Below are 19,555 nucleotides of genomic sequence, written 5' to 3'. Positions count from 1 at the left end.
TTATAATCTTCTCTCATTATTATCTTTTACTAAATCTTCTAAACTTTTTTCTTTAAAAAAATTATTTATATGATTTTCTAATTCGTCCCAAAGATTGTGAGTTAAACACTTTGTTAATTTACCATTACATCCTTTTTTAGACTCTTTTTTACACTGAACAGTTTTTACTTTTTCATCTACAGCATCAAATATATTAGTAAGTTTTATTTCTTTGGCTTTTTTATTTAAAATATAACCACCCTGTGTACCTCGTACACTTTGAACAATTTCTTTTTTTCTCAATTTAGAGAAAATTTGCTCTAAATAATCCAAGGATATTCCTTGTCTTAATGAGATATCTCGTAGGGAAACTGGATTGATATTATCAAATCTAGCCAGGTCCACTAAAGCCATTACCGCATATCTACCTTTAGATGTTAATTTCATAAATCCGCTATTTTAGTGGGTATATATAAACCTGACTAAAATAGTCAAGTATCATACTTAAAAAAAGACTAACATTTTGTCACGCAGTTGTGATAAATGTAATTTTTTTTTGAGAATAATTATCAATAGCAAATATGGACAATAAAATTTTAGAAATTTTCATTCCGGGACCGGCCGGAAGACTTGAAGCAAAATATTTTAAAAGTAAAAAGAGTACGTCACCAGTGGCTTTAGTATTGCAACCACATCCGCAATATGGTGGTACGATGAACAATAAAGTAGTTGTAGAAACATTTAAAACTTTTATGGATAATGATTTTTCAGTTTGTAGGGTTAATTTTAGAGGAGTAGGTAAAAGTGATGGTGAATTTGATAATGGACAAGGAGAATTGGCAGATGCTGCTGCGGCTTTAGATTGGCTAGAACGAGAAAATTTTGACAATTCTCAATGTTGGGTTTCAGGATTTTCATTTGGTTCTTTAATTGCGATGCAATTATTAATGCGTAGACCAGAAATTAACAGATTCATAGCCATTTCACCTCAGCCAAACGCTTATGACTTTTCTTTTTTATCTCCCTGCCCAACTTCTGGTATGATGATTTATGGAAAAAAAGATGAGCTTGTTCCTTTAGAACATATAGATGAATTAAATAAAAGATTAAGTGCACAAAAAGGAATTAAAGTTGAATTTCAATCTGTTCCAGATGCAAATCACTTTTTCTCAAAAAGTGAGGATCAATTAGTAAAATTTTTAGATAAGTATATCAAAAAAGAAACTGCTTTGTACTAAAAGTTTTTTGTTAATATTCCACCGGAAGAAGATGATGAACATCTTGTGGTATTTGGAAATGATATAGGTAAATTTAATAAACTTCTTATCGCAAGATAAGCAAATGCTTTGGACTCTACAAAATCTCCATTAATTTTAAATTTATCTATATTGTAAATATTAATATCTTTATTATTTAGCAATTTTGAAATGTTATTAATCAAGGTTTTGTTCTTTCTTCCTCCTCCACAAAAAATCAAATTTTTTGAAAAAATATTGTTCATTTCATCAACTTTTTTTATTCCCTCAGATATTAAATGAGCTGTAAATTCTGTTAAAGTTGCACAACCATCCTCAAAACTCAATCCTTTTACAAACGATGTATCAAAATCTTTTACATCCAATGACTCTTTAATGGAAGTTATTTCAAAATTATCTATTGCTTGATTTAGAATTAAATCATTTACTTTTCCAAAATTCGCAACTTTACCTTCAGAGTCATATCTTTTATCAGTATGTTTTCTAAACCATTCATCTAATAGACAATTACCAGGTGCAATATCATAGGCATATACATCATTTTCAATATCTAAATTGTTTATTACAGAAGTAGAATTTGCGATGCCTCCAAGATTTATAATATTGATTGGAAATTCTAATTTAAATTCATCTTTAATTTTTCTAGAAATCAAAAAATGAAATATTGGTGTTAGTGGAGCTCCCTGACCATTATTAATTAAATCTTGTTCTCTAAAATTGTTTACAATAGAACAGTTCGTTAATTGTGATAAAAGTTTTGCATTTCCTAATTGTCTTGAAATTTTTTCTTTTGCTGAATGAAAAATCGTTTGGCCATGAAAGCCTATTAAGTCTGGTTTGGTGCCTATATCGTTAATAAATGAATTAACTATTTTACTGTTGAATAATGTGAAATTTTTTTCAGCCTCTTTTATTTTTGACTGATTTTTCAATAAATCTTGAGCATTTTTTTGTGCATCTCTTAAATCAATTAATTGTGCCCGTAATTTATCACTAAATTCGTAGTATTTATCATCTATATACTCAATATAATTATTACCATCTGATTTAATAAGAGATAAATCCACCCCATCCATAGAGGTTCCACTCATTAGACCTAAAGAAATAAATATCTTTTTTTTCATATTTATTTTTTTTTAAAAAAAATTTGTATATTGTAGAATTATAAGCTTATGAACAAATTTTTAAAAGAATTTAAAGATAGGGGTCTTTACTATCAATGTACGAATGAAGATGAATTATCTAAATTATTGGATGACCAAAAAATTAGAGCTTATATAGGTTTTGATTGTACAGCTGAAAGTTTACATGTTGGCAGCCTACTTCAAATAATGTGTCTTAGACTTTTACAAAAACATGGTCATCAACCTATAGTACTCTTAGGAGGAGGAACTACAAGAATTGGAGACCCATCAGGCAAAGATAAAACAAGAAAAATTTTAAATGAAAATGAAATAGAAAAAAATTCTAAGAACATTGAAAAAATTTTAAAAAATTATTTAGACTCAAATGATAAAAATACAAAACCTATATTTGTAAATAATTATAATTGGTTAAAAGATTTAAATTATATTTCTTTTTTAAGAGATATTGGAAAACATTTTACAATAAATAAGATGTTAACATTTGAAAGTGTTAAAACTAGATTAGATAGAGAACAATCTCTAAGCTACATGGAATTTAATTATATGATTTTACAAGCTTATGATTTTTTAGAATTAAACAGAAAAGAAAATTGTACTTTACAAATCGGTGGTTCTGACCAGTGGGGAAATATAATTAATGGAGTAGAGCTGATAAAAAGACACTCTAGTAATCAAGCTTATGGTCTTACCACACCATTAATAACTTTAGCTTCTGGTGCTAAAATGGGAAAAACAGAAAATGGAGCTATATGGTTAGACAAACAATTTTTAGCTCCATATGATTATTGGCAATTTTGGAGAAATATAGATGATCGAGATGTAATAAAATTTTTAAAAATTTTTACTGATTTAGAAATTGAGGAAATAGAAAAATTAAAAAATAAAGATATTAACGAACTTAAAATATTGTTAGCTAACGAAACAACTTCTTTATTACATGGTAAACATGAGTCAAAAAAATCTGAAACTACTGCAAAAGAAGCTTTTTCTGAAAACTCATCTGGGTCAAACTTACCATCAATAAAAATCAAAAAAAAGAATTTTGGTAAAGGAATTAATATAATCGATCTAATAATATTATCAAAACTAGAAACCTCAAAAAGTGAAATAAGAAGGTTAATTAAAGGTAATGGAGTTAAGATTGATAACAAAATCGTGCAGGATGACAAAAAGATAATTTCTGAAGATATATTTCAGGATAAATTTTTAAAGCTTTCTCTTGGAAAGAAGAGACATATTAAAATAGAGTTAGATTAGTCTCTTTTAAATTTTTCCAATGTACGTGTAATAAATCTAGGTGTAAGAGTTTTAATTGGATTTACTGTAGTTTCCAAATTTTTCGGAGGACCTTTTATTTTAAAACTTACTCCAAAAACGCCCTCTCCCGTTTTCTTACCAACTAGAATATCACCTAGTAAAGGAATTGAACTTATTGTTTTATTAATTGTTGTTGCAGGTACCAAGGTGCCTCTTAAACTAATGAGATTATCTTTTTCAATATAACCCTCCATTAAAACTGATATTGCAGGTCCAATAGCATAAATTTCATTAATAGTCATAAGATTGCCTTTATTTTCAAAATTCATCTCGAACTCGTTAAATCTAATCCCTTCACCAGATAATAAATCAGCGATACCTTGTAAGGATGCAAGTGTTAATAATTTTGTTAAAGCTGGTAATTCTTTTAATTTGAAATCATATATTCTTAGAGTTGATTGGGATTTATTATTTTTTTCAATTGAATAAAAATCAAGTTTCCCCTCTTTAAAGCCTTTTATAAATTTATATCTATCTACTAAAGGTTTTGCTTCGTTTGAAAATAAAGTTGTAATTTTTTCCAAATTATCGTTTGATTTTATTGTTAAATTGATATTTTGCCCACTAGAGAATTTAGAGACTAAATTCAAGTCTATAATCTCATTATTATTTAATAATAAAGATCCTGTTAGGTCGTAACCTTTATTAATTTTATCTAAGTGAATTTTTTTAATATCAAAAATAAATTTAAAATCCTTATTTAAATATTTTCTTTTATTATCTTTTTTACTTTCTAATAAATCGTTAATTAACTTATTAATATTAAGACTTTCACCTGTTACAGTATATCTTTTTTTATCTTTTTTAATTTGTAATTTATTTTTAATGTTTTCTTTATCAGTGAAATCAATTTCAATAAGGTCTAAATCATTAATTTTATATCCCTTAGAAAAATTTAAATCTTTAAAAAACAATTTATTTTTATTCTCGGTTATTAATATTTGATTATAGAGTATTTCATTATCTTTAAAACTACCCTTTAAGGATAAGTCTAATATTGATCCTTTTGTTTTTTCATAATTAAGAAAATCTATTATAAATGGGTTATTTGAAATTTTAAGATTGGTATCAAAAAATATTTTATCTTTTTGTCTTTTAAATTCATATTCTAAAGAATCTTCCTTATCCTGAAAAGACACATTACCAGATCCAACAATGTTAAGATTTTTTTTATTATATACTAATTCAATTTTATGATTCTCTAATATAAATTCTTTTTTAATATTTGGGAAAATATCTTTTAAATCAATACTATTTTTAAGTTTTAGATAATCGACATCTAAATTTGATTTTATCAAAATATCATAAAATTTAAATTTTCGATTTACTTTAAAATTGAAATCAAAATCTGAGCTTAATCTTATTTTTTGAAAATTTTTATTTAAAAATTCATAATTTATCAAATTTTTAATATCATTATTATTAAGTTCAATATCTTTGGTATTTGATTTTCCAGAGACTAAAAACCCATTATTTTTTTTAGTTACAATAAGGTATGGTATTAAAATTTTTTTATTGTTTAGAAGTAAATTCATATCAAAAAATTGAAATTTATTATTTGAAAACTGAAAACCAGAATTTAATTTGTTTAGATTTTTATTTAACATCGATATTTGACCATCATTTATTAAACCATCTATCTTGTAGTTATCTTTTAATTTTCCAAATTCATCAAATTTGAAATTTAGATTGGTCACTATGTACCCATTTTTGATAAATTTTTCAGCAATGAAAAGTTTAGGATCTCTATTAAGTGCTCTAATAAAACCTATCATATCTTTTATAGGCAATGAATTAGTTGATGCTGATATCTCTGATAACGCAAATTCATTATTTATAATAGAGTTTAAGGAAATCTGTGACTTAATATTTTCAAGTTTTATTATTTTATCTTTTAAAATGATAGAGGTTCCAACTGTTTTAGCATCAATTGTAAATTTGATCAAATTTAACTTCACACTTACATCATTAAGTTTCAATTTAATTTTTGGTTCAATTTTTTTTATCTGAGAAATTATTTGCGAATTGAATTTATTTGTTTTTATTCCAATAGTACTTAAATAGATTAATAAAAAAAATGATACTGATATTAGAAAAATAACTGATCTATAGATTATTTTTTTCATTTTAGTTGGTATAAAGATTTTTCAAGAAATTCATCTATTTCTCCATCCAAGACCTTGCTTGGACTTGTGCTTTCGTGGTCAGTTCTATTATCCTTAACTAGTCTATAAGGTTGTAGAACATAAGATCTTATTTGATGACCCCAGCCTATATCAGATTTAGATGATTCTGAATTTTGATTTTGCTCCTCTTTTTTTTTTATTTCAAAATCGTATAATCTTGCTCTCAACATATTCATGCATGTCTCTTTGTTTTTGTGTTGAGATCTCTCATTTTGGCATTGTACAACGATTTTTGAAGGTATATGGGTTATTCGTACAGCGCTGTCAGTTGTATTTACATGTTGTCCTCCAGCACCACTAGATCTATAGGTATCTACCCTTAGATCTTTATCAGAAATTTCAATATTGATGTTTTCATCAACCACTGGATAAACCCATACACTCGCAAAACTAGTATGTCTTCTAGCGCCGGAGTCAAAAGGTGAAATTCTAACTAATCTGTGAATACCAGACTCTTTTTTTAACCACCCAAATACATAATCACCTTCAATTTTTATTGTAGTAGATTTAATTCCTGCCTCATCTCCCTTATGTTCACTGACTATTTGATATCTATAATTTCTGTTATCTGACCATTTTAAATACATTCTTCTAAGCATATCCGCCCAATCCTGACTTTCAGTGCCTCCTGCTCCTGCATGAATTTCAATATAGGCATCCAATGGATCTGCTTCTTTAGATAAAAAACATTTTATTTCATTTTTTTTTGCAAGTAGTCTTAAATCTGAAATATTTTTACTTATCTCATTTTGTATATCTGAGTTATTTTCATCTAAAGCTAATTCATATAAATCCTCAAGATCTTGAAGTTGGCTACTTGACTGATCATAGGAATTAATTAAATCCTCATATAATTTTTTTTCTTTTACTATTTTTTGTGAACGAGCCCTGTCTTGCCAAAAGTTGGCTTCAAGCATTTCTTTATTATGATTGTCTAATTTAGACGCAATATTATGCTTTTCAAAGATACTCCTTAACTCTTTGATTAATTTTTTCTATTTCTTTTTTAAATATTAAATATTTGTCATTCATTAATAGAACCTTAATATATTATTTGTATCTAATCTATTGTTATTTGAATATAAGATTTTTCCATCATGTATATTTTTGCTTTTATATGACTCAATTATAGTATTTTTTGAGCTAAATTTAGCTTTATTACCAGTATTGGGATCTACAACCATCAGAGTAATATCATCGGGCACTTTAAATGGTCTTGCATCAGATTTTTTTATGGCTTTTTTCACAAATTCCTCAAAAATTGGTAATGCTGCTTTTGATCCAGTTTCAAATTTACCTAGTGGTTTAGGATTGTCCATGCCAACGTAAACACCAATCACTAAATTAGATGTATATCCAACAAACCATGCGTCAGTATTTTCATTTGTAGTGCCAGTTTTGCCTGCAAGGTTTAATCCAAGCTTTCTCAATTTTTTTCCTGTTCCTCTTTGAATAACACCCTGCAAAATTGATGACACTTGATAAGCAGTTTGAGGTGAAATAACTTGTTGATAATTATCGTCAATCTTTGGAAATTCTTTCCCAGTAAAAGATATTCTATCACAATCGACACATTTTCTATTTTCATTATTTATGATTGTATTGCCTTCTCCATCTTGAATTCTATCAATTAAAATAGATTTAATTAACTTTCCCCCATTAATAAAAGAACAATAGGCAGAGGTAAGATTCAGTAAAGTGGTTTCAGCTGAACCAAGCGAAATAGACAAAAGCTCCTCTGGTTTTTGATAGATATTCATTTTTTCTGAAAAACTTGCAATTTTATCTACCCCCAAATTTTGGGCTATTCTTACTGTCATTAAATTTCTTGATTTTTCCAATCCTACTCTTAAAGTTGAAGGGCCATAAAACTTTTTGCCATAATTTTCAGGCTTCCATTTTTTTAAATCTACACCTTGATCTAGAACTAAAGGTGCGTCCAAAACTAATGATGAGGGTGTATATTTATTTTCCAATGCTAATGCATAAACAAAAGGTTTAAAAGCAGAGCCTGGTTGTCTTAAAGCTTGTGAAGCTCTATTAAATTCACTCTTTTTAAAACTAAATCCCCCACTCAAAGCAAGCACCCTACCCGTAAATGGGTCCATTGCTACTATTCCACCATTTATTCTTGGTAATTGCTGAAGGCTATAAAAGTTTTTAACTATTTTCTTAACATATATAATGTCACCTTCTTTAAGTAATTCTTTAAATTCTTTTTTAGCCCAAGAAACGTTTTTATATTCTATTATACCACTTGAATAATTTTGAGTTTCAATAATAGAGTTAAATTGATTTATCTCTTTTACAATTGCAATTTCCCAGCCTATAGATTTTTCTAAATTAAAATCCTTTTCAAATTTTTTAAACCAATTTTTTGAATATTTAACATTTGCTATTGGTCCCCGCCAACCTTTTCTTCTATCATAAGCAATCAAACCGTTTCTTAATGCTTCAGTTGCTATTTTTTGTAACTTTAAATTTATTGGAGTATTTATGTTATATCCTTGATTATATACTTTTTCATAAGAAAGTTTATCAATTATATTTTTTCTAACATCCTCGATGTAATATTGAGAGTCCTCTAAATAAACCTTTTTAACTTTTTTAAGTTTAATGGGTTTATTTTTAAAAACTTTGTAATCATTATTATTTATAAAATCATTTTCAAACAAATTTTTTAAAACAAGATCTCTCCTAAATTTTGCAAGATCTTTATTTCTATATGGATTATATTTGCTAGGTGCTTTGGGTAATGCTGCAAGCAATGCTGCCTCGTTATAATTTAATTCTTTAATTGACTTATCAAAATATTCCAAACTTGCAGCAGCAACCCCATATGCACCACTTCCTAAATAAATTTGATTAAGGTATAATTCTAGAATTCTCTCTTTCGATAGAGCTCTTTCAATTCTAAAAGCTAATATAGCCTCTTTTATTTTTCTATTGATACTAACTTCATTTGTTAATAAGAAGTTTTTTGCTACTTGTTGAGTAATAGTTGATGCCCCTTCAAGACGTTTTGAACTCATAACATTTTGAATATTATTAATTATAGCTCTCATCACACCTTTTGCATCAACTCCTGGGTGAGAAAAAAAATTCTTATCCTCAGCTGATAAAAAGGAATTTATGACATTTTTAGGTATGGCTTCGTAAGGAACAAAAATTCTCTTCTCCTTCGAAAAATCTGCAACTAATTCGCCATTTCCAGAATACATTTTACTTGAAACTGGAGGTTTGTAATTTTTTAAAAATCTATAATCAGGAATACTGTTAGAAAATGTCCATAAAACTATCAAAATTACAACAGATGAAACTGAAATAATTCCTAAAATACTTAACAAAATATTTTTTAAAAACTTATTCATTTTAATTCCATTATATAGCGGAATTTGTTAAAGATAAGGCATTATAGATACAAAATTTTAAAAAATATGAGTCAAATTAATCAAACATTATGGAAAAAAATTTATATATTGATGCTTCGCATCCAAATGAAACTAGAGTTGTACTTAAGTCTGAAAACAATATTGAAGACTACGAATACGAAGGCTTAAAAAACAATTTAATTAAAAATAATATTTACTTGGGAAAAGTAAGTAGGATTGAACCGTCTCTTCAAGCAGCATTTATAGATTTTGGTCGAGAAAGACATGGTTTTTTGTCATTTAACGATATTCAATCTGATTATTATCAAATACCTCAAAGTGATCTAGAGATTATTAAACAAGAGGAAGAAAAAGCTAGAGAGGAACTTTCAAAGGAAGTTGAAGCTAAGGAAGAAAAAAATTTAGCTGAAGGTAAACTAGAAATTGATGATCCTCTAGAGGTAGATAAAAGTGATGATGAAAAAGAAAATACTTCACACGATAATACCGCTGAAAGTGATTTAAATAATACTAGTCCAACCTTAGAAGAAAAAGAAAAAGAAAATAGAAAACCTTTTAAATTTAAACGATATAAAATCCAGGAGGTAATTAAACCTAATCAAGTGATATTGGTGCAAGTAATTAAAGATGAGAGAGGTCAAAAAGGTGCAGCTTTAAGTACATTTATATCAATTGCTGGTAAATATATAGTATTAATGCCTAATACACCCAAAGGAGGTGGTATTTCTAGAAAAATATTTAATCCCGCAGACAGAAAAAAAATTAGAGTTATTCTTAATGATATTGAAATTCCAAAAGGAATGGGTTTAATTGTTAGAACAGCTGGAAGTAATAAAACCAAAAATGAAATCAGCCAGGATTTAGAAACATTAAAGAGTACCTGGAATCAAATAAAAAATATTGCTTTAAATTCCATTGCCCCCTCTCTCATTCATCAAGAGAGTGAAATTATCAAAAGAACATTAAGAGATATGTATGATGAAAATACAAAAAATATTATTGTAGAAGGTAATGAAGGATATAAAAAAGCCCAAAATTTTATGAAAATGATGATGCCTTCACACGTAAAAAAAATTAAAAAATATAGAGGAAAGATACCTTTATTTATTGAGGAAAAAATTGAACAAAAATTGAATCAAATATTTGACTCAGAAATAAAACTAAATTCTGGTGGATATTTAGTTGTTAATCCAACAGAAGCTCTTGTGTCCATTGATATAAATTCTGGGAGTTCAATCAAACAAAAAAACGTTGAAAACACCGCACTAGATACAAATCTTGAAGCAGCTGAAGAAATTGCAAGACAAATAAAGATAAGAGATTTATCTGGATTAATTATAATAGATTTTATTGATATGTTAAGTTACGGAAATCGTAGAATGGTCGAAAGACGATTAAAAGAAAAGTGCAGATCAGATAGAGCAAGAATTCAAATTGGTAGAATAAGTAATTTTGGATTACTTGAAATGTCAAGACAAAGACTAAGAGAAAGTGCTGTAAAATGGAAAGTAGAATTAACAGATGAGTCTTTTGCTCAGAAACTTTTAAAAATAGTAGAACTAAAATCTGTATTAAATAAAGCCAAATTTGTTGAACTTAGAGTTTGTAAAAAAATTTCTGATTTTTTAAAAGAAAATTTTGTTGATGACTTAACTTACTTAGAAAAAAAAAATAAAATGAAAATTGATATTATTACTGACAATACTCTCATAATCCCCGAATACATAATTATTCTAAAAAATAAATCTAAGAAAACTATTGAAATTGTTGAAAACCACGAAGAACTTAAAAATCTAGATCAAAAAAAGATTACTGCTCAAGAGGTTAATTTAAAAGTTAAAAAAAAATTTATCAAGAAAAAAAATTTCAAAAAAAAATATTATAAAAAAACTAGATAATTCCTTTTGTTGGTGAAGAAGGTTTTCCCATTAAAGTTTTATCAATTCTTCCAGATAGAAAAGATTGTCTTCCAGATATTACTGCATTTTTAAATGCTTCTGCCATCATAAATGGTTTTTTTGCTTTAGCTATCGCCGTATTTACTAGTACACCGTCACATCCAAGTTCCATAGCAACAGTTGCATCGGATGCTTGTCCGAGTCCCGCATCAATTATTAAAGGTAATTTAGTTTGATTTCTTATAATCTTAATATTTGTTTCGTTCAGAATTCCTAATCCTGAACCAATAGGAGCAGCTAAAGGCATAATTGCTGATGCTCCAGCGTTTTCTAATCTTTTTGCCATTAACGGATCATCATTACAATAAACCATTACTTTAAATCCCTCTTTAGACAAAACTTCTGTAGACTTTAATGTTTCAATCATATCTGGAAAAAGATTTTTTTTGTCTCCTAAAACTTCCAATTTTACCAACCTCCACCCTCCAATTTCTCTAGCTAACCTAAGAGTTCTGAGAGCATCCTTGGAAGTAAAACATCCAGCAGTATTTGGTAAATATGTTATCTTTTTTGGATCAACATAATCCATTAACAAAGGTTTATTTTTATCAGAGATATTTACCCTTCTAACTGCTACTGTTACAATATCTGCACCTGAGATTTTAATTGCTTTAGCGCACTCAGTCATATTTTGGTATTTGCCTGTACCAACAATCAATCTGGAACTAAATTTTTTATTTGCAACTATTAACTTATCTTTGCTCATCTTATCCTCCACCTATAAAATGAACGATTTCAATAATATCTTTATTTTTTAATTTCATTTTTTTTAATTTTTTTTTATTTACTATTTCCTTATTTAATTCTATTGCTACTTTTGTTATAGGTATATTTAAATCATTCAATAATTGATATAAGGTTAATTTATCAATTATTATCTTTATTTTTCCGTTAACTCTAATTTTTATTTTTTTTAATTTCTTCATCGTATATAAATGCTGAATGAATAATATTATTATTATTAATGGACCTAATCTTAATCTATTAGGTGAAAGAGAACAATCACAATATGGATCTGTGACATTTGAAGAATTGAAAGAAAAATGTCTTAAGAAAGGTGATGATTTAAAAATTCATATTGAATTTTTTCAATCCAATATAGAAGGTGAAATTGTTACTAAAATTCAAGAGGCTAGAAAAAACTATGACGGAATAATTATTAATGCTGCTGGCTTTACCCATACATCAGTAGCAATTAGAGATGCCTTGGATGTATTTAAAAAGCCAATTATTGAATTACATATATCCAATATATATAAGAGAGAGGAATTTAGGCATAAATCCTTGATCAGTAGTATTGTAAGTGGAGGAATATTTGGTTTAGGTCCTGAAGGATATATTTTAGCCATAATTTCATTGGACAAGATGCTTAAAAATGAAAATTGATAAAACATTAATAAAACAACTTAGTGAATATCTTGATGAATTCAAACTCACAGAAATAGAATTCACTGAGAAAGATACTAAAATTAAAGTTTCAAAAAATAATGTTTCAATAAATAACCAGACAACACCTATTACTCAAAATGCAGCAAACTTAAATGATAATACAAAAAAAATAAGTAAAACATCCTCAGGAATAGAGATCACTTCTCCAATAATAGGTACAGCATATCACGCACCTGAGCCTGGAGCAAAAAAATTTGTGGAAGTAGGAAAAAAAATTAAAAAAGGTGATACAGTAATGATTGTCGAGGCAATGAAAACTATGAATCATGTTCCTTCTACAGCTGATGGCATAGTAAAAGAAGTTTGTGTAAATGATGGTCAGCCAGTAGAGTTTGGACAAACAATTTTAATCTTAGAATAATGTTTAAAAAGATTCTAATCGCAAACCGCGGGGAAATTGCAGTTAGAGTAATTCGAGCCTGTAAGGAATGGGGCATTTCTACTGTAGCAGTTCATTCAGATGTAGACAGAGACAGTATGCATGTAAGAATGGCAGATGAAAGTGTTTGTATAGGTTCTCATCAACCAGCGAATAGCTATTTGAATATACCGGCTTTGATGTCAGCAATAGAAATTACAAATGCCGAAGCTGTTCATCCAGGTTATGGTTTTTTGTCAGAAAATTCGAGCTTTGCTAAAATACTTGAGGAAAATAATATAAAGTTTATTGGTGCTTCCTCAAAGTTGATCGAGATGATGGGTGATAAGATACAGGCAAAAAAAATTGCCCAAGAAAATGGCTTACCTATAATTGAGGGATCTGAGGGAGGAGTTAAAAATATAATAGAGGCAAAAAAATTATGTAAAAAAATAGGCTTTCCAGTTTTGATAAAAGCATCTGCTGGAGGGGGTGGAAAAGGAATGAAGATAGTTCAAAAAGAAGAAGATTTTGAAACTTTATTTTCAACTGCGAAATCAGAAGCTCAAAAATATTTTGGAAATGATGAAATTTATTTAGAAAAATTTTTTCAAAATCCAAGACATATTGAAGTTCAAGTATTAGCTGGAAAAAATAGAACTGTTCATTTACATGAAAGAGATTGCTCAGTACAAAGAAGACATCAAAAATTAATTGAAGAAACCCCAAGTCCAGTTTTAAATGACGAAATTAGAAATGATCTTTTTGAAAAAACTGTAAAAATGGTAAGTAAAATTGGATATGAAGGAGCTGGAACTGTAGAGTTTATTTTTGAAGATGGTAAGTTTTATTTTCTTGAAATGAATACGAGAGTTCAAGTTGAACATCCAGTGTCTGAAATGGTAACCGGTATTGACATTATTAAAGAACAAATATGGATAGCATATACTGGTGAAACTGCTTTAAAACAATCAGATATAAATCCAAGGGGTCATGCAATAGAGTGTAGAATAAATGCTGAAGATCCCAGTAAAAATTTTCAACCCTCTCCTGGCACTATAGGAATGTGTCACCAGCCTTCAGGGTTTAGAACTAGAGTTGATGGTGCAATTTTTCAAGGATATAAAGTTACACCATATTATGACAGCATGGTATGTAAACTTATATGTCATGGAAGGAATAGACAAGAAGCCATTCAAAGAATGAATAGATCATTAGATGAATTTGTTATAGAGGGTATAACTACAACTATACCATTACACAAAAAACTACTAAGCCACAAAAGATTTCTAGACTCTGATTTTAATGTCAGCTGGCTCGATAAAGAAAAAATAATTTAATAACAATCTACTAACCATATATCATACACAGGATGATCAAAAGGTGCTATCGAAGGACTTGAAGAAAACATCCAGCCATTAAACACATAAACTTTATCATTATCATTTCTGGTGAGATCTCTGACTTGAATATATGCCTTAATTTCTGGATTATCATCAAATTCAGAGTTTGTACATTTCATGCTTTTTATTGCTAAATCTTTGTATATATATTCATCAGTATTATTTAAATTAATTAACTCATTTTTTGAACTAATTTTATCTAAAATTTTAATATCAGTTTTTGTTCCAATCATCATGCTTTGTGTCTGTGCATAAGAAACATCAGATATAAGAATACTGATAATAAAAATTAACTTACTTAGACTTCCAACTTTTATATTTCTTATCAATAACATTTTCTTTATCTTTATTTGGATAATAAGCTTTTTGAGTACCTGTTAAATTTGATTGATGAGGTTTTTGCCACTGATATTTATCAAGATTATGTTTTTTTTCAATTTTGTTTGGTGTGAAATGCATCCAAGAATACCATTCTACAGGAATTTTAGTCGCATCAATTTCATCAGAATATATCACCCATCTTTTTCCATTTCTACTCTCATAATATTTATTTCCAAAAGAGTCTGAACCTACAAATTTCCCAAAAAAAATAGTTTTTAACCTAGTTCCGAAAGTGTCCCGATTCCACCAAGTGAATATTTTTTTAAAAAGTGTCAACATTAATTTTTTTTTTATTCAATTTTAAATTGTATAAATTAAATTAGACTAAAATATGGATTTGTATATAAATTAATTGATTCTTAAATCAAAATAAAATTTTAAAATTGGAGTAAAATGGCAAAATATTTAGTTGAAACTTATTACACGTGTACATTCAAAGTTAATCATTATCTTGATGAAATAAACGACAAAGAACTAAAGAACTTAGAAAAAAGAGATGATGGAAAATTTGAAATTCTAGATGTTAAGTTGGATAACAGAAAAACAAAAAATTTAGATGCTAATGAAAAAAAAGTAGTTGATAAAAAAATTGATATAGTTGCATCTAATGAGACTTTAAAAAAAGATGCTTTTCAAAAAACTTTTACTCAAAATTTATATAACTCTGATAAGTCTGGTAAAAGATTTAGTATGCCAGATAGAAGAAAAGGCTACATACAAAAAGCAACTATTGGTGATCATAAAGTTTATTTACATACAGGAGAGTATGAAGATGGTAAAATTGGAGAAATATTTATTGATACAAGCAAAGAAGGAGAATTAGTCAAAGCGTTGATGAATAATTTTGCAATAGCAGTATCATTAGGTTTGCAATATGGGGTACCTTTGGACGAATATATTAGTGCATTCATAGGTACCAAATTTGAACCTTCTGGTAAAGTAGTTGGGAATGATAGAATTCTTAGCGCCACATCAATTCTAGATTATATTTTTAGAGAATTGGCAATTTCATATCTAAATAGAGAAGATTTAGCTCATACCCCATCAATAGGCGGGTCAGATATTAATAATATAGAACAAAATTCAGATGATCAAAATCAATTACTTAAAATAGTAAAAGATATAACCAGCAAAGGATTTGTGAGAAACAATTATAAAAAAAATCTTGTTGATTTGTCTGATGTAAAAATAAACCTCAAAGGGAAAAAATAATTATTTTTTAGATCTAAGGCTTAAGTTTAATTCTTTTAACTGTTTATCATTTATATCTGAAGGTGCATTCATCATCAAATCTTGAGCATTTTGATTCATAGGAAACATTGTTACTTCTCTAATATTTTTCTCATTTGCGAGTAACATTACTATCCTATCAATACCAGGTGCTATACCACCATGGGGAGGTGCTCCATAACTTAAGGCATTAATCATCCCACTAAATTTTTGGTTTACATCATTTTTTGAGTATCCCGCTATGGAGAAAAGTTTATACATTAGTTCTGGTATATGATTTCTTATAGCCCCTGATGATAATTCAATTCCATTACAAACTATGTCGTACTGATAGGCTAATATTTCTAAGGGTTTTTCAAAATTAATATTATCTAAACTACCCTGAGGCATAGAAAAAGGATTATGGCTAAATTCAATTTTATTAGTTACATCGTTTATTTCAAACATTGGATAATCTATAACCCAGCAAAAAGCAAAAGTATCATCATCAATCAAATCTAAGTCTTTTGCAATTTTTTCTCTCGCAAGAGATGTTATTCTCTCAAGATCTTTTTTATTTGAGCAAGCTAAAAATATACTATCGCCTATTTCAGCTCCTGTTAAACTCATAATTTGCTCTAAAGACTCTTTAGAAAAAAATTTTCCAATTGGTCCTTTTCCTGAAACTTCTTTATCTTTTTCTAACGTAAAATATGCTAATCCAGATGCTCCCTGATTTTTTGCCCATTTATCAATGTTGTCAAAAAAACTTCTAGGCTTGTCTTTAGTTTTTTTGGTTACAATACATCTTACCATTGATCCTTTCTTTACAAGTCTTTTAAAAATTTCAAAAGAAACATCTTCTCTTAAAAAAATTTCTGTGATGTCATTGATGAGTAGAGGATTTCTAAGATCTGGTTTATCAGATCCATATTTGAGCATAGCTTCTTTATAAGAAATTTTAGGAAAATTATTAAAAAGTAATTTTTTCTTTGAGAATTCTTTAAAAGTATTTATCAACAATGTTTCAACCACATTAAATACATCCTCTTGCTCTACAAATGACATTTCTAAATCTAATTGATAAAATTCACCAGGACTTCGGTCAGCTCTAGCATCTTCATCCCTAAAACAAGGGGCGATTTGAAAATACTTATCAAATCCTGAGACCATAATTAATTGTTTAAATTGCTGTGGAGCTTGAGGAAGCGCATAAAATTTACCAGGATTTAATCTACTTGGAACTAAAAAATCTCTAGCACCCTCTGGACTAGAAGATGTTAGAATAGGTGTCTGAAATTCTAAAAAACCTAATTCATGCATTTGATTTCTTATAAATGATATTACTTTTGACCTTAAAATAATATTTTCATGAATTTTTTTTCTTCTTAAATCTAAAAATCTATATTTGAGTCTTATATCTTCAGCATATTCTTGGTCTGTAAATACTGGTAAGGGTAATTCTTTACAAGTGCCTAAAACATTAAATTTTTGAATTCCAATTTCAATTTCACCAGTTTTTATTTCTTTGTTAATTGTATCCTCTGACCTATTTACTACCTTTCCCTCAATTCTTATTACGGTTTCTAATGGAGTTTTTTCTAGTTCATTAAATTTTGAGTTTTCTTTATCTATAATACACTGTGTAATTCCATAATTGTCTCTTAGATCTATAAATAATAAGTTTCCATGATCTCTTTTTTTATTTATCCAACCAGAAAGTAATACATCCTTTCCAACATGTTTTATATTAAGCTCACCGCAATTATGTGTTCTATATTTTTTACTCAATTACTCTCCTAAAACCTCTTTTATAATTTTAAAATCTATTGGTTTTTTCTTTTTTAAACTTAATTCGTCAACTTTATATATGAAATCAAATATTTTGTCATACGATCTATCTATTCTTTTAATAATAAATTCTATAAGTTTCTTATCTATGGATATTTGACGGTCAGATAAATTTTTTAAAATTAAAGCAAACATCAACTCATCATCGGGTTTTTCAATAGTTTGCAAAAGAAAATTTTTTGTTCTAGATCTTAAATCTAATAATGAAAAATTTAAATCCACAATAGGCTTACGTGAAGTTACAATAATATACTTATTATCAATATCAATAATATTAAATAAACTGTAAATCAATTTTTCATCAATATCTTCACTTATATTCTCTAAAATTATATTTTCATGGATTTTAATCATTTTTAAATCATCTGCTTTCAATAAATTTGCATCAAGTTTAATACCTTTGTATCTTTTGATAAATATATTTACGAGATGTGTTTTACCTGAAAACTTTTCACCTATAATATTTAAAAAGTTCTTTTCCCATTTTGGCCAACTGTTTAATAAATTAAAAATATGCTTATTGCTGTCTGAAATATAAAAATCATCATCTTTAAAATTTTGCTCATAATCAAATTTTATAATCAATTGATTTAAATTTTTCATTCTAAAATCCAAGTTTTTTTCTGTGTATTAAATTTATAATCATTGTCTTCCATTATATTGATAAAGTTTTTGGTCGTTCCATTGAAAATTATTTCGTAAAAAATATAATCTTTATTAAATCTACTTATAGAATAACTATTTATCAGATCAATTGTATTTAAAGTTTCTTCAAATTTAGAAATAAAATCAAAATTATTATTTTTAACTTGTATAAATAATGGAAGCTTAATGGATGAATTAATCAAATTATTATCTTTCCAAAAATCTTCGTAAATAATTTTTAAATCACCGATTAATAAATTTAAGTTATCAATATTTTTTAAATCAATTTCTGAAAATGAATCACTTTTAATAAATGTATTCCCTTTAATATTAATTTTTGACAAAATTTTCACTTGATTTTCATCTTTAAAAAATAAGGCAATGATAGAATGGTCTAGAAAATATTTTTTAATAATATCTTGAAAATCGTAATTTTCTAGATTGAGATATTCTTTTTTAATTAAATTAATATCCTCTAAGTCTTCTGTTGGTAATATATATTCAATTAAATAATCTTTTTTATCATTTTTTTTCCAATATTCATAAATTGGGTTATTTGAAAAAATCAATAGATCTGTTGTAGATTGATCTATAATAACTGGTATAAAAAAAAATTTTTCTTTAATAATTTGCGCAGGAAATATATTTTTTGAGCTTAAATAATTAAAGATTTTTTTTTTATTAAAAGATACTCCTAAATTTAAATTATAAGTATTATTAATGAAATTTTCTTTTTTTATTGTAAAAGTTTCTATCATACTTTTAATTTCATTTAAACTTACATCAATAGCTTTTGATAAATCTTTAGATTTAACCATCATAGTCATTAAATCCTTAAATGCTTTTTCAAATCCTTTGTTAATAAGAATGTCTTTGTTAAAGTTATTTACTAATTTTTCTGAAATTTCTACTTGATCTATATAAAAAACTTTTGCATTTACTTTTTTTGTGGAAAAAAAAGATAAATTTAGAGCTAGAACCAAAAAAAATATATATAAGAGTTTTTGACAATGCATAGTTATTTTA

19 protein-coding genes are annotated in these 19,555 nt (G+C 27.2%); 7 read left to right on the top strand and 12 right to left on the bottom strand.

The annotated features are described in order from the left end of the window. A complete protein-coding gene (locus AMN95_RS04730) occupies positions 1-426 on the bottom strand; it encodes an Rrf2 family transcriptional regulator (protein ID WP_075522812.1) in 426 nt (141 codons plus the stop codon). Positions 427-572: 146 nt separating this feature from the next. Here AMN95_RS04730 and AMN95_RS04725 point away from each other — a divergent pair, with 146 nt between their 5' ends. Continuing rightward, positions 573-1,217, top strand: coding sequence for an alpha/beta hydrolase (locus AMN95_RS04725; protein ID WP_075522889.1), 645 nt, complete (start codon positions 573-575; stop codon positions 1,215-1,217). Here the strand turns inward: AMN95_RS04725 and AMN95_RS04720 are convergent. Beyond that, entirely contained in the window at positions 1,214-2,359 is a 1,146-nt protein-coding gene (locus AMN95_RS04720) for an anhydro-N-acetylmuramic acid kinase (protein WP_075522811.1), read from the bottom strand. The two genes, AMN95_RS04725 and AMN95_RS04720, sit on opposite strands and share 4 nt — an antisense overlap. A 48-nt stretch (positions 2,360-2,407) precedes the next feature. Here AMN95_RS04720 and tyrS point away from each other — a divergent pair, with 48 nt between their 5' ends. Then, positions 2,408-3,637: a tyrosine--tRNA ligase gene (gene tyrS, locus AMN95_RS04715; protein WP_075522810.1), complete on the top strand. Its 1,230-nt coding sequence runs from the start codon at positions 2,408-2,410 to the stop codon at positions 3,635-3,637. Here tyrS and AMN95_RS04710 read toward each other — a convergent pair. From AMN95_RS04710 to AMN95_RS04700, 3 genes are read right to left on the bottom strand one after another with little or no spacing between them, the layout of a single operon-like run. Further along, complete coding sequence (locus AMN95_RS04710; protein WP_075522809.1) at positions 3,634-5,823, bottom strand: AsmA-like C-terminal region-containing protein; 2,190 nt, start codon at positions 5,821-5,823, stop codon at positions 3,634-3,636. The genes tyrS and AMN95_RS04710 overlap by 4 nt on opposite strands. After that, entirely contained in the window at positions 5,820-6,869 is a 1,050-nt protein-coding gene (gene prfB / locus AMN95_RS04705; RefSeq protein WP_075522808.1) for a peptide chain release factor 2, read from the bottom strand. Before prfB ends, AMN95_RS04710 begins: the two co-directional genes overlap by 4 nt. Positions 6,870-6,914: 45 nt before the next feature. After that, positions 6,915-9,254, bottom strand: a complete 2,340-nt coding sequence (locus AMN95_RS04700) for a penicillin-binding protein 1A (RefSeq protein WP_075522807.1) — start codon at positions 9,252-9,254, stop codon at positions 6,915-6,917. 89 nt (positions 9,255-9,343) lie between these two features. Here AMN95_RS04700 and AMN95_RS04695 point away from each other — a divergent pair, with 89 nt between their 5' ends. Beyond that, entirely contained in the window at positions 9,344-11,173 is a 1,830-nt protein-coding gene (locus AMN95_RS04695; protein WP_075522806.1) for an Rne/Rng family ribonuclease, read from the top strand. Here AMN95_RS04695 and AMN95_RS04690 read toward each other — a convergent pair. Both AMN95_RS04690 and thiS read right to left on the bottom strand, forming a co-directional pair. Next, entirely contained in the window at positions 11,166-11,939 is a 774-nt protein-coding gene (locus tag AMN95_RS04690) for a thiazole synthase (RefSeq protein ID WP_075522805.1), read from the bottom strand. The two genes, AMN95_RS04695 and AMN95_RS04690, sit on opposite strands and share 8 nt — an antisense overlap. A 1-nt stretch (position 11,940) precedes the next feature. Further along, a complete protein-coding gene (gene thiS, locus AMN95_RS04685) occupies positions 11,941-12,159 on the bottom strand; it encodes a sulfur carrier protein ThiS (RefSeq protein ID WP_075522804.1) in 219 nt (72 codons plus the stop codon). 16 nt (positions 12,160-12,175) lie between these two features. Between thiS and aroQ the strand changes: the two genes are divergently transcribed. The 3 genes from aroQ to accC are packed head-to-tail and all read left to right on the top strand — an operon-like array spanning position 12,176 to position 14,380. Further along, positions 12,176-12,619 carry a type II 3-dehydroquinate dehydratase gene (gene aroQ, locus AMN95_RS04680; RefSeq protein WP_075522803.1) on the top strand — a complete coding sequence of 148 codons (444 nt, stop codon included), beginning with the start codon at positions 12,176-12,178 and terminating at the stop codon, positions 12,617-12,619. Beyond that, positions 12,609-13,043 (top strand): acetyl-CoA carboxylase biotin carboxyl carrier protein, encoded by a 435-nt coding sequence (locus tag AMN95_RS04675; RefSeq protein ID WP_075522802.1) that lies wholly within the window; start codon positions 12,609-12,611, stop codon positions 13,041-13,043. The genes aroQ and AMN95_RS04675 overlap by 11 nt, the downstream gene beginning before the upstream one ends. Next, positions 13,043-14,380 carry an acetyl-CoA carboxylase biotin carboxylase subunit gene (gene accC, locus AMN95_RS04670; RefSeq protein ID WP_075522801.1) on the top strand — a complete coding sequence of 446 codons (1,338 nt, stop codon included), beginning with the start codon at positions 13,043-13,045 and terminating at the stop codon, positions 14,378-14,380. Before AMN95_RS04675 ends, accC begins: the two co-directional genes overlap by 1 nt. Here the strand turns inward: accC and AMN95_RS04665 are convergent. Continuing rightward, positions 14,377-14,778, bottom strand: a complete 402-nt coding sequence (locus AMN95_RS04665; protein WP_075522800.1) for a DUF2155 domain-containing protein — start codon at positions 14,776-14,778, stop codon at positions 14,377-14,379. The two genes, accC and AMN95_RS04665, sit on opposite strands and share 4 nt — an antisense overlap. Next, positions 14,738-15,103 carry an NADH-ubiquinone oxidoreductase subunit NDUFA12 family protein gene (locus AMN95_RS04660; RefSeq protein WP_075522799.1) on the bottom strand — a complete coding sequence of 122 codons (366 nt, stop codon included), beginning with the start codon at positions 15,101-15,103 and terminating at the stop codon, positions 14,738-14,740. The genes AMN95_RS04665 and AMN95_RS04660 overlap by 41 nt, the downstream gene beginning before the upstream one ends. 114 nt (positions 15,104-15,217) lie before the next feature. On the opposite strand from AMN95_RS04660, the gene AMN95_RS04655 reads away from it, so the two are divergent. After that, entirely contained in the window at positions 15,218-16,036 is an 819-nt protein-coding gene (locus AMN95_RS04655) for a TSCPD domain-containing protein (protein ID WP_075522798.1), read from the top strand. Here AMN95_RS04655 and aspS read toward each other — a convergent pair whose 3' ends face one another. The 3 genes from aspS to AMN95_RS04640 are packed head-to-tail and all read right to left on the bottom strand — an operon-like array spanning position 16,037 to position 19,545. Further along, a complete protein-coding gene (aspS, locus tag AMN95_RS04650; protein ID WP_075522797.1) occupies positions 16,037-17,824 on the bottom strand; it encodes an aspartate--tRNA ligase in 1,788 nt (595 codons plus the stop codon). Then, a complete protein-coding gene (locus AMN95_RS04645; RefSeq protein WP_256997954.1) occupies positions 17,825-18,487 on the bottom strand; it encodes a P-loop NTPase family protein in 663 nt (220 codons plus the stop codon). Then, positions 18,484-19,545 (bottom strand): hypothetical protein, encoded by a 1,062-nt coding sequence (locus AMN95_RS04640; RefSeq protein ID WP_075522795.1) that lies wholly within the window; start codon positions 19,543-19,545, stop codon positions 18,484-18,486. Before AMN95_RS04640 ends, AMN95_RS04645 begins: the two co-directional genes overlap by 4 nt. Positions 19,546-19,555: the final 10 nt, after the last annotated feature.

Source organism: Candidatus Pelagibacter communis, from assembly GCF_001180185.1.
Lineage (GTDB): Bacteria > Pseudomonadota > Alphaproteobacteria > Pelagibacterales > Pelagibacteraceae > Pelagibacter > Pelagibacter ubique_F.
The sequence above is the reverse complement of the archived record's forward strand: the minus strand, read 5'-3'. Positions and strand labels throughout refer to the sequence as shown.

Coding starts and splice junctions, on each gene's coding strand:
- AMN95_RS04730 (WP_075522812.1), bottom strand. CDS start 426: ATGAAATTAACATCTAAAGGTAGATATGCGGTAATGGCTTTAGTGGAC.
- AMN95_RS04720 (WP_075522811.1), bottom strand. CDS start 2,359: ATGAAAAAAAAGATATTTATTTCTTTAGGTCTAATGAGTGGAACCTCT.
- tyrS (WP_075522810.1), top strand. CDS start 2,408: ATGAACAAATTTTTAAAAGAATTTAAAGATAGGGGTCTTTACTATCAA.
- AMN95_RS04710 (WP_075522809.1), bottom strand. CDS start 5,823: ATGAAAAAAATAATCTATAGATCAGTTATTTTTCTAATATCAGTATCA.
- AMN95_RS04700 (WP_075522807.1), bottom strand. CDS start 9,254: ATGAATAAGTTTTTAAAAAATATTTTGTTAAGTATTTTAGGAATTATT.
- AMN95_RS04695 (WP_075522806.1), top strand. CDS start 9,344: ATGGAAAAAAATTTATATATTGATGCTTCGCATCCAAATGAAACTAGA.
- AMN95_RS04690 (WP_075522805.1), bottom strand. CDS start 11,939: ATGAGCAAAGATAAGTTAATAGTTGCAAATAAAAAATTTAGTTCCAGA.
- thiS (WP_075522804.1), bottom strand. CDS start 12,159: ATGAAGAAATTAAAAAAAATAAAAATTAGAGTTAACGGAAAAATAAAG.
- aroQ (WP_075522803.1), top strand. CDS start 12,176: ATGAATAATATTATTATTATTAATGGACCTAATCTTAATCTATTAGGT.
- AMN95_RS04675 (WP_075522802.1), top strand. CDS start 12,609: ATGAAAATTGATAAAACATTAATAAAACAACTTAGTGAATATCTTGAT.
- accC (WP_075522801.1), top strand. CDS start 13,043: ATGTTTAAAAAGATTCTAATCGCAAACCGCGGGGAAATTGCAGTTAGA.
- AMN95_RS04665 (WP_075522800.1), bottom strand. CDS start 14,778: ATGTTATTGATAAGAAATATAAAAGTTGGAAGTCTAAGTAAGTTAATT.
- AMN95_RS04660 (WP_075522799.1), bottom strand. CDS start 15,103: ATGTTGACACTTTTTAAAAAAATATTCACTTGGTGGAATCGGGACACT.
- AMN95_RS04655 (WP_075522798.1), top strand. CDS start 15,218: ATGGCAAAATATTTAGTTGAAACTTATTACACGTGTACATTCAAAGTT.
- AMN95_RS04645 (WP_256997954.1), bottom strand. CDS start 18,487: ATGAAAAATTTAAATCAATTGATTATAAAATTTGATTATGAGCAAAAT.
- AMN95_RS04640 (WP_075522795.1), bottom strand. CDS start 19,545: ATGCATTGTCAAAAACTCTTATATATATTTTTTTTGGTTCTAGCTCTA.